The organism is Pedobacter sp. AK013, from assembly GCF_014205835.1.
Lineage (GTDB): Bacteria > Bacteroidota > Bacteroidia > Sphingobacteriales > Sphingobacteriaceae > Pedobacter.
Genome location: NZ_JACHCQ010000037.1, coordinates 1 through 13,123 on the forward strand (window position 1 = coordinate 1; position 13,123 = coordinate 13,123).

General features: G+C 34.3%; 16 protein-coding genes. 15 read left to right on the top strand and 1 reads right to left on the bottom strand.

Going from position 1 to position 13,123, the window contains the following annotated elements:
* Window positions 1-113: 113 nt before the first annotated feature.
* The 14 genes from HDC90_RS20735 to HDC90_RS20800 all read left to right on the top strand — a co-directional run bounded on the left by HDC90_RS20735 (window position 114) and on the right by HDC90_RS20800 (window position 10,693).
* On the top strand, window positions 114-908 hold the full coding sequence (locus HDC90_RS20735) for an AIPR family protein (protein WP_370576660.1): 795 nt from the start codon (window positions 114-116) through the stop codon (window positions 906-908).
* A gap of 90 nt (window positions 909-998) precedes the next feature.
* Window positions 999-1,097 carry an HNH endonuclease gene (locus HDC90_RS25790; protein WP_221451914.1) on the top strand — a complete coding sequence of 33 codons (99 nt, stop codon included), beginning with the start codon at window positions 999-1,001 and terminating at the stop codon, window positions 1,095-1,097.
* Window positions 1,098-1,515: 418 nt separating this feature from the next.
* Entirely contained in the window at window positions 1,516-2,466 is a 951-nt protein-coding gene (locus HDC90_RS20745; protein ID WP_184469809.1) for a hypothetical protein, read from the top strand.
* 111 nt (window positions 2,467-2,577) lie between these two features.
* The gene (locus HDC90_RS20750) at window positions 2,578-2,925 is read left to right on the top strand and encodes a hypothetical protein (RefSeq protein WP_184469811.1); all 348 of its coding nucleotides are present in this window, start codon (window positions 2,578-2,580) and stop codon (window positions 2,923-2,925) included.
* Between the two features lie 4 nt (window positions 2,926-2,929).
* On the top strand, window positions 2,930-4,108 hold the full coding sequence (locus HDC90_RS20755) for a HEPN/Toprim-associated domain-containing protein (protein WP_184469813.1): 1,179 nt from the start codon (window positions 2,930-2,932) through the stop codon (window positions 4,106-4,108).
* Between the two features lie 330 nt (window positions 4,109-4,438).
* Entirely contained in the window at window positions 4,439-4,618 is a 180-nt protein-coding gene (locus tag HDC90_RS20760; RefSeq protein ID WP_184469814.1) for a hypothetical protein, read from the top strand.
* A gap of 2 nt (window positions 4,619-4,620) precedes the next feature.
* Window positions 4,621-5,490 (top strand): DUF5677 domain-containing protein, encoded by an 870-nt coding sequence (locus tag HDC90_RS20765; RefSeq protein WP_184469816.1) that lies wholly within the window; start codon window positions 4,621-4,623, stop codon window positions 5,488-5,490.
* Window positions 5,491-5,576: 86 nt separating this feature from the next.
* Window positions 5,577-5,969, top strand: a complete 393-nt coding sequence (locus HDC90_RS20770; RefSeq protein ID WP_184469819.1) for a hypothetical protein — start codon at window positions 5,577-5,579, stop codon at window positions 5,967-5,969.
* 267 nt (window positions 5,970-6,236) lie between these two features.
* The gene (locus HDC90_RS20775) at window positions 6,237-7,232 is read left to right on the top strand and encodes a hypothetical protein (protein WP_184469821.1); all 996 of its coding nucleotides are present in this window, start codon (window positions 6,237-6,239) and stop codon (window positions 7,230-7,232) included.
* A gap of 215 nt (window positions 7,233-7,447) precedes the next feature.
* Window positions 7,448-8,152, top strand: a complete 705-nt coding sequence (locus tag HDC90_RS20780; protein ID WP_184469823.1) for an adenylate/guanylate cyclase domain-containing protein — start codon at window positions 7,448-7,450, stop codon at window positions 8,150-8,152.
* Between the two features lie 28 nt (window positions 8,153-8,180).
* Window positions 8,181-8,711, top strand: coding sequence for a Pycsar system effector family protein (locus HDC90_RS20785; protein WP_184469825.1), 531 nt, complete (start codon window positions 8,181-8,183; stop codon window positions 8,709-8,711).
* Window positions 8,711-9,451 (top strand): hypothetical protein, encoded by a 741-nt coding sequence (locus HDC90_RS20790; protein ID WP_184469827.1) that lies wholly within the window; start codon window positions 8,711-8,713, stop codon window positions 9,449-9,451. The genes HDC90_RS20785 and HDC90_RS20790 overlap by 1 nt, the downstream gene beginning before the upstream one ends.
* A gap of 158 nt (window positions 9,452-9,609) precedes the next feature.
* Window positions 9,610-10,071 carry a RadC family protein gene (locus tag HDC90_RS20795; protein ID WP_184469829.1) on the top strand — a complete coding sequence of 154 codons (462 nt, stop codon included), beginning with the start codon at window positions 9,610-9,612 and terminating at the stop codon, window positions 10,069-10,071.
* Between the two features lie 118 nt (window positions 10,072-10,189).
* A complete protein-coding gene (locus HDC90_RS20800) occupies window positions 10,190-10,693 on the top strand; it encodes a hypothetical protein (RefSeq protein WP_184469831.1) in 504 nt (167 codons plus the stop codon).
* Between the two features lie 166 nt (window positions 10,694-10,859).
* Here HDC90_RS20800 and HDC90_RS20805 read toward each other — a convergent pair whose 3' ends face one another.
* The gene (locus HDC90_RS20805; RefSeq protein WP_184469833.1) at window positions 10,860-11,912 is read right to left on the bottom strand and encodes a site-specific integrase; all 1,053 of its coding nucleotides are present in this window, start codon (window positions 11,910-11,912) and stop codon (window positions 10,860-10,862) included.
* A gap of 333 nt (window positions 11,913-12,245) precedes the next feature.
* On the opposite strand from HDC90_RS20805, the gene HDC90_RS20810 reads away from it, so the two are divergent.
* Window positions 12,246-12,965, top strand: a complete 720-nt coding sequence (locus HDC90_RS20810; protein WP_184469835.1) for an SDR family oxidoreductase — start codon at window positions 12,246-12,248, stop codon at window positions 12,963-12,965.
* Window positions 12,966-13,123: the final 158 nt, after the last annotated feature.

Below are 13,123 nucleotides of genomic sequence, written 5' to 3' on the forward strand. Positions count from 1 at the left end.
ACACCATACCTATAGCATCTGCTGCAATCGTTCGCTAGCAATTCAGGTGGTCAGTTTGCCACGGAATCACATGGTCAGTTTCTCCGAAATATACAACAGGAGACCAATTTACAATATTCGATTATCAAATTGTTAACGGATGCCAAACCAGCAACGTGTTATATAACAATAAGAGTGGAAGTAATGTTCAAAAGGTGCATATCCCTATTAAACTAATTGCAACTACAGATGATGATGTTAAAACACGAATTACCCTAGCGACCAATAACCAAACACCCATTAAAAAAGAACAGCTTGCGGCCCTAACAGCTTTTCAAAGAACGTTAGAAGAATACTATAATTCATATTCTGGAGAAGATAGAATCTATTATGAGAGAAGAGCAAAACAGTTTAATTCTGATAGTTCAATCTTAAAAACTAAAATTATTACCCTTCCTTTCCAGATTAAATCATTTGCCTCAATGTTTCTAAATGAGCCGCATAACGTAACGAGCTTTTTTGGTTTAATTGTTAGGAGATTAAATGAAAAGAAAATGCCGATCTTCAACGAAGACCATGCATTTGCGCCTTATTATCTAAGTGCATTCGCGTACTATAAATTAGAGGGACAATTCCGCAGAAATAATATAGATCGAGCTTATAAGAAAGTAAAATTTCATATACTAATGTTGTTTAGGTTACTTAATGAATCGGAAGGGTTACCACCACTCAACAATCAGAAAAAGATGGAGGGCTATTGTGGCTCATTGTATACCATCTTAAGTGATGACGCAAAATCACTTAAAGCTTTTAAAAAGTGTATAAATATAATCGATAATGCTGACTTCAACATGGATGATAAGCAAGATTTAAAGCTTGTGTCAAAGACAAAAAACCTTGTTGAATATGCTTTGGCAAATAGAGGTTAAGTTTCGAATCATTCAGTGTGATTGGCAATATAGTGTGAAACAGAGATGGAGGTCGATAAATTATATATGGAGGAAATGAAAAGCTAGAATTTGACCATATTATGCCAAAGGGGGGCGGCTACTTATCGTAATATTCAGCTACTATGTGAACCTTGCAATCGGTCTAAATCTGATAAAATTGGTAATTAAAATGAGAGGAACGGTTAAATACGTTAAAGATGAGGTCTGTGCTATAGAGTTAAATAATACTTTCTTTAGCATTTGGGAAGATTGGCTCGGATTCTGCGAGGTTGGAGACCTGGTATCTGGGAAGCTAGAAAGTCTAGGAGAAATGAAGATTAGAAATGAGACTCGATCTGTGGACTTGACGGGTTTCTTAGATGACATTTATCTTAGCGAAGAGGACGCTAAAGATAAGCTAGGTTTATAAATATCAAGATGCTCATCTAAAGCATTGTCAGTATCAAAATTTAAATAACTTACCAATAACCTAATATATTCCCATTGCTATGAGAGAAAGTATACAATTAGCTACCTCGGGTTTAAATCGAGTAATATCCACAAATTTAATGTATTCAAAGAAGTTTGCTCGAAAACGGAATTAATCATGACGAAAGAACAACTAAGAAAAGAATCGATGAGGTTAATGCTCGCTCAAGAACTTACCGATACAAAAGAGTCCTTAGATATTTACCTCAAATTATTGTTCAAGATTATCAACCAACACATAGATCCAGTTGTTAATGGATCGTTGGAAGAAGCAAGGCTAACTTTGCAGATGGTATTTAGTAAAACCTTGAATTTACGTGGTTTGCTTGATGGATTGAATTATAATGGCGAAAATGGTAAAAGATTATTGAATTTCATTGATCCTACCATTATTGCTTCTGGAGCAAGAAATATAACAGAACTTGTATCAACTTTCCATCTTGTCTATAGCTTGCCTAATGATAAAGACAATCAACTAGTTGCTTACAATCTATGGGTGATTGCGGGATTAAAGTTTAGGCAGAGATTTGGTGAGGCGATCAGCTCAGAAGAAAACAAGAAAAAACTCGTTGACGAGAGTATTTCAATTGATAATCTTATAAAAGGTATCTATGAAACAACCCTTTTTATCAATTTGCCTGAGGACAAACAAAATAAGATCAAGAAAGCAATTAAAGATAAAGATTATAGGGTAAAGCTTAGCAATACTGAGGTGTTGAATCTACATTGGCAAGCGATAATTGATGAGATGGGTTTTAGGCAGGAACTTACTGGAACACTTTATACCTATTTTTCACTTTATGCTCACCCTTCAAACGTAAGTGTTTTTCAATATGGAGACTTATTTCATAATGGAAAAGATGCACACATAAGAATGTCAATGTACAATATAAAAACATTATCTGCGGTATTAAGTAAATTCATTCTAGATTATATCAAGCTATTCCCTGATGTTATCAATATTTTCAATGAAATGACTATTCTAGAGCAAGTTGTGGTAAATGGCAACTTAAGATTTGCAACAATGGACAGGCAGATTATAAACAATGCAGGAGATGCACTCAACTGATGAGTTTTATCGATCTTAGGTTTATTCGGTATAAATTTAGTAAGATAGTCAGCATCTTTTAGCCTAATTTATTTACCTTTAATGTAAAGATTTTATCAACCTAAGCTTAATATGCAAGCAAGTAAAAGAAGAGCTGTCGCCTATATAACAGGCAGGTTTATATTACACAGAGATTCAACCGCAATCTTTGATTATTCCACATCTGGTTATTTCAATTTTAGTGGATCTGTTGATAATTCGGTTAATGTTTACGACAATTCTCGATCTAACTACCTATCTGGAGATATATCCTCTCTGTATGATTACGCAACTGGCCAATATATAAATATTAACGTAACGGGCACTACATTTTCAGGCTATGATTATGAAACAGGAAGCTATTTTAATGGAACTGTGACCGATGGATCTATTAATATCTATGATTACCAAGATGGAAAATATTACAATTACTCAATATAGATAAATGGGAACCTTATCTAACTTAACGGTTGCTGAATATCCAATCTTAACATTAAAGAATAACTATTATGAGCAAGCTGTTAACTTGCTATTCACTGATCAAGACTTTGTTGAAGAAGAGAGATTAAATAGGGAAAGAAATCGCTTGGTTTGGGGGGATGCTTTTACTAAAAATGACAATAATTATATATTTAAAGGATTTAAGCAAACAGCCAGTGTCTGCAAACAGAGATTAGAAATCTATGGACATACTCTTAGCAGTGCTAAAATCGAATTTGGAAATGCGAAAGTAAATGCAAATATTAATGACCACTATGAGTTTTCATTAAGCAAAGTCACCTTTAATCACTACATAGAGACTATAAAACTAATTGTGACTAGTGGTATAATCCACTATGAAGAATTGTACACAAATTTCACCGAAAGTCTTATTACTGATGAATTGTCTTTCCATGGTCTTTCATTTGCTACATATTTATACTGCGTTTTGTCTGCTCTACCTCCAGAAAGCATCATTGAATATGAATTAAATGAGCTGATAGATAACGGTTATATAAATATTGAAGATGTCAAGCAAATCAAACAAGAAAAGATAATAGTTATAACAGAAGGAAAAACAGACAGCGAGTTTATAAGTGCCAGCTTAAGAAATCTTCATCCTAATTTATTTACATATTACCATTTTATTGACTTCAGCAATAATGATTTTAAACATGAAAGTAATGCATCTACTTTAGTTAAATTAATAACAGCCTTTTTTGCATTGAATATAAAGCATTATGTGATTGCGATATTTGATAACGATACAGCAGGGAGGCACGAGCTTAAAAGGATTCACGTTGATAAACTCCCATTTAATATAAAAGCCATAAAGTTCCCCAACATAAAGTTAGCGAATTCTTATCCAACGATAGGGCCAACGGGAATGGAACGAATGAATATAAACGAATTAGCTTGTGGGATAGAACTTTACTTGGGAGAAGATATCTTAAAGGATGGCGAAGATTTTATACCTGTGCAGTGGAAAGGATATAATGACAAAATGGAGCAATATCAAGGGCAAATCTCCTACAAAGAAACTGTTCAAAGTAAATTTAGAGATAAGTTGAAAAAAGGCATCGGAGTAAACTCTTTTGAAATGGAACAATTGTTAGAGGTAATTCTTAAAGCATTTCATAATTAAACGAAAGTTTGGATATTTAGGACTTAAAAGGGTGATTTAGTAATAATATTTCAATTCTAGCCTTATCATCTCATCACACTTATAGAAATTTTGCGATAAGTGCATCCAACCTAATTACAGTTATTTGTTTCTTAATGTTCAATTGATAAAAGTATACAACCTAAATACTAGATATGAGTATTTACGCTTTTCTGTATTCAATACTCAATTTAACTGCCTATTTTAGTAAGTGATTAATGGTGGATCATTTATTATCTTCATCGCAACCCCACAAATTCTCAACGCGGGTTCAAATCCTGAACTATTTCAACAGCCCCAAACCAACTTAAAATGAAAATAACAGTAAGAGAATTAATAGAGCAATTAGAAAAAGAGGATCAAGATTTAGAGGTTTACTTCGGAGGTCTTGATTTCTATAGACTAAAAGACCGAGGAGGTCATTTGCAAATTGAATTTAGTCAATTAATTTACAAGGATGATGATGGTTCAATTGTTGTAATAAATCACTAATAATGGAATCTACACATACGCTTGATAACCTTAAAAACTACCATAAAGAAGCGATAAGTTTCTTCGGATCTGAGCTAGTGCTTTTGAAAGAAGCAATACCGAAGATTAAAAATGAAAGAATTGCTAAAGCAGGGGTTTTATTGATAAGCTGTGGGCAGACAGGAGCCGCTCTTCTTCAATTGGCTAGTCAAACAGATTCTTTCACAACACAATCAGCAATGCTTGCTCGTGCTTTTATGGAAACAATAACCAACTTTTGTTACGTTGGAGTTTGCGATGAGCACGAGTATCGGGCGTTTATTCTACATCCAATCTACAAGCAATATCACAATATAGGCAGTTTTAGAATTGAGGATGATTTAGATTTATATATAGATAATATATCTGCAAGAAAGGATAAACAATCAAAATTCAAGGAAATCCCTATTGTAAAAGAAGCTCTTGAGGTGTTCTCAGAAACAAAGCCAAATTTGAACTGGACAAAGAAAACTCTGTTTCAAAGAATAGAGGTTCTTGAGAAATGGGGTAAGTTTATGGATGTATTCTTTACAATTAACAAAATCCAATACTATTCTGATGCTTCCGAAGCTCTTCATGGTTCATTATATGGCTGTACTTATCATGTTGGTACATTCGATCCAGAGTTTGATTTTAGCAAGAAAGATGAATTAGAAAAGAAATTATATAAAGACAGTTCATGCATTTTATTACACCTCGGCATGCTCATCCATGAAGCATTTACATTGATATCCTATTCAGACGACATTAAGGAAATTTGGAATCATTCGTATAACAATAGAAGACAAGCATTAAATCTATTATTCCATGTTCTAGAGATAAAGAATACTTCTAAAGTCTCACAAGAACCATAATTAATTATTATATAACATTCCAACATGGACTTAAAATCTACTCATTAGCCTTATTAGCTTCTTCTAAAACATAAAAAACTAAAAATATGAAAGGTCTATTGATTTCTTTAATTATTGGTTTGTCTTCAATTACAGCTTTTGCTCAAAGTACATCGGAACCCCCTGTTCAAAATATTTCACCAGATAGTACGGTCGTGTATCGACTTTTTTCCACTCGAAACATGTATACTTTTATTAAGTTGAACACTAGAAATGGCCAAATGTGGCAAGTTCAATGGGGTACAGAGAGCAAGTATAGATTTGAGAGTACACTTTCGGATGTCTCTCAGGTAAGTCCTGCCGAAGAGAAAAATGGCAGATTCTTCCTTTATCCTACTATGAACACGTATAATTTCATTTTGCTTGACCAAATCAACGGAAAAGCATGGCAAGTACAATGGGGAAAAGAAGAAGAGAGAATGGTAATTCGTATATATTAATAGAGTGTTGAGTATGTATACATGATGCTAAGTATTATTATTAATCATTTTTCAAATTTAAGCTTGTAACATAACATGCTTACAGAAATTTTGTACGTATGGTACCACAGCGATGATATATCACTTTAAAATGAAAAGGTTAGACTCCATCTCACTAAATGTGAGTATTTACGGTTTACCGTATTCGAATAAAGTAAATACCATCTATCTTAGCTTGAGCATACTTAATTAAACCTGATCTAAAATTATAGATATTAAGCTCTCACCATGAAATATTACATCTTAGCTGCACTAATTGCATTCATCATAGGTGGTTGTGGAAGTCCTCATTCAAAAGAGGAAAACAAAGTAAAAGATCAATCTGGTTCCAAAACTAAAGGTAAGTTCTATTCCGTTAACAAAACTACCTTTCTCCTTACCTTACCATCACAATCAGCGCCAAAGTTAATTGATAGTATCAACTCTTCTGAAATCCACAAGGAATACTGTTTACTAGATGGTACCAGTAAAGTAATAATAACAGAAATCAAAGATAATTGGTGTAAAGTAAAGGTAATTGAGCCGGATTGGTTATCAAAAACTTATATAGGATGGATACCTGCAGATAACTTGGTTGAAGTGCATCTAACAGAAAAAAAGGTGACACCCACTGTCAAAGCCACAATTAAATACGAAGTTATCAACGAGCAGAAGTTAGAAACTAGTTACAAAGCTCAGCTTATTGAATATGCCATTTACAAGGATACTATTTACACAAAAGAAGCTTTAGAAGATGCGGCGTTAGAAATCTATAACCTCAACAGCAATAAAGATGTTTTCGAAACCCATGATAAAGCGACAGTACTTGCAGTTTATTTGTTTACATCTAAAGAAGCATTTAAAGATAAATCCAATTGGATAGCGATGTTAATCAAGGGACCAAATGAAAATGAACCCAGAATCACATATAATGATTTTAAGATAATTGCATTGAGTAATAGCGCAGATAATGTCAAAACTAAGGATGAAATCGAAGTTGAGAAACTTAAAGCATACCTACAGAAGAGGGGATTAGACTTATGCATCCTTTGGGAGATGCTGAAGAAAATTGAGCTTGATAATATCCATAAAGCTGATGCAAAGTATCCAGACTATGGCGATAAGCACATGGCAATGATTGATCAACTAGATGAACAGTCCTATCGTAATTTGCGGAAGAAATATAAACTTAGCGATGATATGCTTGGTAAGGTTTCAATTTTCGCAATGTCATATTGTAAATAGAATATTAATGAGCATGGATATTTAAAGTGGAAGGATAATGCCTTGTTTGAATTTGTTTAAGATAATTGTATATTAGCTAGGGTTAACAGTGCTCTCAGTTCCTCTTAACAGTTTCGTGATAAATCCACACCTTAGCTTTGGCATTGGATTTTCTGAATCAATTTACGAATGCAACATGAACTCAATGCAGTAATTTGTATTGATACTATTACTATATGGCAATTTTAGAAACAATTGAAACGGAAATAGATAGCGTTTTAGGTACAACGTGGGACGAAAGAACGGGGATGGTAATACCAGAAACAACAGATATTATACTGAAGAATGGAGCGGTTAAATTAACTGCGACTTTTCTATATGCGGATTTAGCTGGATCGTCGAACTTGGCAAGATTGTGCCCATGGCAAACTACGGCTAAAATCATCCGTTCTTACTTAGACGCTGCAGTTCGGCTAATTAAGCATCATGGAGGAGAAATTAGGAGTTTTGATGGAGATAGAGTAATGGGGGTTTTTATAGGAGATTACAAGAATACCAATGCTGTGAATTGCGCAAGGAAAATAGATTGGGTTGTGACAAACTTAATAAATCCGAAGGCAACAAAAGAGTTTGCATCTATCCGAAATAATGAGATAAAGATAAAACACTGTATTGGGGTTCATGTAAGTGACGCAAGAGCGGTTAGGGCAGGAATTAGAAACAATAATGATTTAATCTGGATTGGAGATGCACCAAGTTTTGCGGCAAAGCTTTCCGACATCAGAGAATATCCTTATGAGGTATACATATCAGAAGCAAGTTATGATAAAGTTGCAACTGTTTATAAAACAGGGACACATGATGTTTGGACTTCAACTTTTGTCAACATATCTGGAAATCAACATAAAGTCTACAGAACAAATACACCCTTGAAGCCCTAGTTCAAGATAATCTAATTTAAATGTACACATGAGCTTGAATAATAATACAGTAGAATACCTTCAAAAACAATACGATCACGCATTCGAGATGGTTAAATTTGGAGAAACTAAAAACACAACATTAATCGCCTTTAATGGAGCAATAATAGTTGGTTTTGCACAATTATTCAAAGATGCTAACCAATTAGTAACTTGGTACCTATACTATGCTATTGCTATGTGTTCTGTATCTGTATTTGTCAGTTTTTGCTCACTGATTGCAAAGATCAAACACAAAACAAATAATGTTCCGATGTATCAGAGTGATAATTTGATGTTCTATGCAACCTTAGCTTGTTATGAGCCAGATCCATTGATTGCGAAACTCGAGGCAGAGTATGGATGCATTAGCTCTGGAACAAGGCAAGAGAATGATATTGCTCGTCAAGTAATTATCACAAGTCAGATTGCAAGTCGAAAATTCAAATACTTTAATGCAGCTATTGCTTTCACCTTTTCTGGTCTCTTGAGCCCATTGGTATGGGTGATATACAAGTTATGCTTAAACAATGATAAATAATGGGACTGAAAGAAGATATAACGAACAAGGTAAAAGAGATACTTGAGACAAATGTGCCTATTCAAGAGGTAAGTTACGTGCCCGATATATCAGATACAAAACTCACATTTAACGGTTCCGGGTTGAGTTTCTACGCAGCAGTATTATACATCGACATGCGCGGTTCAACAAAAGTATTAAATAAACACAATCGCCCCACAATAGCTAAAATACATAAAGCATATCTACACACGACGGTTAAGGTTGCCACTTTTTTAGGAGGAGATGTAAGAAGTTTTAATGGTGATAGTGTCTTAGCGTTCTTTCAAGGGAATTCCAAAGAAGCAATAAACAATGCTGTTAGAGCTGCAATGGAAATTAATTATTTGATTACAAGCTCCGAGTCAGGAATAAATCCACTACTATCTAAATATTCGGCCGTAGACTTTGGAATAGGTATCGATTTCGGAAAGATACTTTGTTCCAAAATTGGAGTCGGTAGAGATAATACAACTCAAGATTTGATATGGATTGGTAATGCCGTGAACAAATCTACAGTTATAAGTGATCAATGCAGTTCTATTAGCCATATTGGTATATCAGATATTGTGCACATAAATTTATTTGATGATCTACGTTATCACAAATTTAAGGATGCTTTTGGATATGAACGATCAAATGACATGTGGGTAAAGCACTATTTAACTTATAATGATGCCACAGAAAACTTCTACAAGACAAGTTATCAATGTATCATATAAATTAATCATTACACTAATTTAAGCTTGTAATCTCAACACGCTTAAAGGATCTACGGCATAAACGCTCCTATGGCAACCGCACAGCCTATTTATATCCGTTCCTCCTTTGCTTAGTTGATCTTAAAGCTTGCCATCGTACCATAATTAATTCAAATCTTATGGTACAAGAACAAAACCAATTTAAAGTGGCTGAAGTCGAAGTAAGCTACAAATCAAACTACAACATTACGGAACGGCCAAAAATCAACAGTTCTCGAGATGCTTACAAAGTATTAATGCAACATTGGCACTTGGGAAAGATTGAGCTATTAGAGGAATTTAAGGTGATTTTACTAAACAACAGTAACCGAGTATTGGGAATTGTTGATATATCCACTGGTGGAGTACAAGGAACATTAGCTGATGCGAAGATTATATTCTCTGTTGCTTTAAAGACGAATAGTAGTAAAATAATATTGGCGCATAACCATCCGAGCAGCAATACAAATCCTAGTGAGGCTGACAAGAAACTCACCCAAAAGTTAACTGAGGGAGGAAAGCTATTAGATATCGAGGTGTGCGACCATTTGATAGTTACCAACTACAGCTATTACAGTTTTGCCGATGATGGAATGATTTAATTAACTTTATGACAAAGCACAATTTAATCACCTCATGCGATTTAATTTGTCATTTTTCACTCCGTAATTGCAAAGACTTTCTTAAATCACGAACTTAGTACTATACTAAATTACATTTATGAGTCTAGAAAAATTAAATGCTCGCATCCTTGAACGTTTCAGGGAAACCAAATCAAGGCCGAATGGTATATTACCGGAAAGATGGCTAACACAAGTTTTATTACCATCATTAAACCCTAAAGAACAAACTTTAATTAATGACTCCATTAAGGATCTAGTTGGTAAAGATTATATAGTTGAGGAAAATAAAGCTATAGGATATTGTTTGGTGCTAACTGAAAATGGTTATAAACACATTTACCCGATTAATGAAGTTCAAACGAAACAAAAAATTAAAGATGCAATAAATACCCAATTTCGAAGTCAGAATAGCAAGCCAAATCATGTAATACAAGATAGATGGATAAATCAGGTTTTAATGCAAAGTTTAAATCCTAGGGAACAAGAGTATCTGGGTATTGCTATTGATGAAATGATTGAGGATAAGTCAATAACTTGTGAAAATCGAAGTGGGATGAATTGTCTTGTCTTAAGTCAGGCTGGGTTTGACAGTCTATATTAAATTATAGTTAATAAAGTTTTTATCAAGAACATAATTATGCCTTGGGCTACTCGCCCAGGGCATTATAATTTTATAACATAAAGAATCATGATAGATTTTCTCTATAATGATGGCAGTACATCCTTTAATTTATCGTCATTCATCTCCCCTAAGCCTCTTAAATAGTTTAGGGTGACAATCTCATGTTGGAATGCTGTAAAAGTTGCTGTACGATATGCAAATCTTTAGTTTTCTGATAAACATTAATAACCGCTGTATGTCTAAATGAATAAATCGTTTGGTTAGCTTCTAGAATTCTTTCTTTAAACATCTTGATTTTCTCCTTTCCCCACATCAAATTAAAGTAACCAACGCTATAAGGCTCAGTCGTAAGCGTAAAAATATTTGCTTCAGGATTGTCGACATTAATTAATCTTGCACGAAGCACATCCTGAATATAAGCAGGAATATGAACAGTTCTGATACGTTTACTTTTGTTCTCACTTCCCGATAACTGAATTTGAGTAAAGTCCTTAACAATATGCCTCAACTTTAATAACCGTATTTCATGGTGTGGTCGAAGTAAACACCCATAAGTCAGCAGACAACATAAGTGGAGATTTGGCTGATTGGTTTTTAAATAATCAAGTACATTTCTCAACTGCTTATCCGAATAAGGAACATGCAATGATGCTTTAGCTTTGGCAGGTTTTGTATTTTTTACGATGTTCTGTGTGGCAAATCCTTTCCTAACCATTTCATTAAAGAACATACCTAGGCATCTACGCCTATTAATATAATTTCTTTCACTAGTTTGGAACTTATTTAAGAAAGTTTCAACCTTATCGAGCTTCAAACTGTCGCATTTACTGTTTAAGTCAGACGATGACAGAAAATCGATAAACATTCGATGTACAGCCTTTAGATTACGTTTATAAAGGTCACAAAGATTAGATTCCAATTTCTCAGCGAGTATCATTGATAGTGACTGTCTTAGACTTGGTTTTTCAGATTCGATCTCAAAAGGATTCCAACCGCTTTTTAAAGCTGAGTTTACCTCAAATAACAATTGTTGAGCAAGTCTGTCTCTATCCTTGATATTGGTAAACTGATTGGGATTGATGTTAAGATTTAAGCAGTTGCCATTATAATGACGGACTCTTTTACCATCATAATTGTAAATTACATAGCAACGTCCTTTTGACGTTTTAGGTGTAAAGATTTTTGGTGTTGTAAACATGGTTTAACCTCATTTGATGCCCCAAGGCTAAGATTAAATCATTTAAAGTGTTGACAATCAGACGAGAATCGAACTCATATCTAAAGTTTAGGAAACTTCTATTCTATCCGTTGAACTACGGGACCATTTATTGCGCAAATATAACAAAAGTTTTGTCGCAAGAAAATTCATTTTAACCAGCATTTAACTCAAGGAAATTGTTTAAAAAAATCAATTATAACAATGCCCTGTCGAGATTATCTGGCCTTTAGTCGCATCAATAAAAACTGTACTACTCACCATAATAAATCTTTTCAATAGCCTCATCTTTGTTCTATCAAATTTATTAAGGACATGAAACTAACAAAAAATAAAATCCTGATTACAGGAGGTGCAAGTGGCATAGGTTTCGGGCTAGCAGAAAGGTTTATCCGAGAAAACAATACCGTAATTATCTGTGGCCGAAGAGAATCAGCTTTAAAGGAAGCCGCAGAAAAACTACCTTCTGTTATAACCAAAGTTTGCGATTTGGCCGTTGAAGCTGATCGGATTGAGTTGTATAACTGGATTGCGGAACATCACGGCGATTTAAATGTATTGGTTAATAATGCAGGCATCCAGAACTGGATGAACATTAAGGACAGCGATTTTTACCAAAAAGCCGATGCTGAAATTACGACGAATATTTTAGCGCCGCTCCATTTAACAAAATTGTTTAGCCAGCTAAATTCGTTAGATACCATTATTAATGTAACATCGGGATTGGCATTTGTACCTTTATCGGCGGTACCTGTTTATTGTGGAACCAAAGCATTTATGCGCTCTTTTACGCTCTCTTTACGTCATAGCCTAAAGTCGGATATCGAGGTTATTGAAATGATTCCTCCAGCTTTAAATACCGATCTGGGCGGTAAAGGGATACATAATGCACACCCATCGGTAAGCGACTTTGTAGAATCGGTATTTGCGCAGATGAAAGAAGGCAAAACAGAATTAACTTTTGGTACAAGTGCAGACAGGGCGAAGGCCAATAATGAGACGATAGCCGCATATTTTAACCGGATGAACCCTTAGATTAAGTTTTTATGCAGCTAGATAAATAATTAAAAGCCATTTGATTAATTTCAAATGGCTGATTATACCTTCCCAGAACTTTTCTAAAGGTGCCACAAAAGTGAGTTCACCTTTCAAGTTTTCGGCCATGCAGAATCGCAATTCACCCAATCATGATC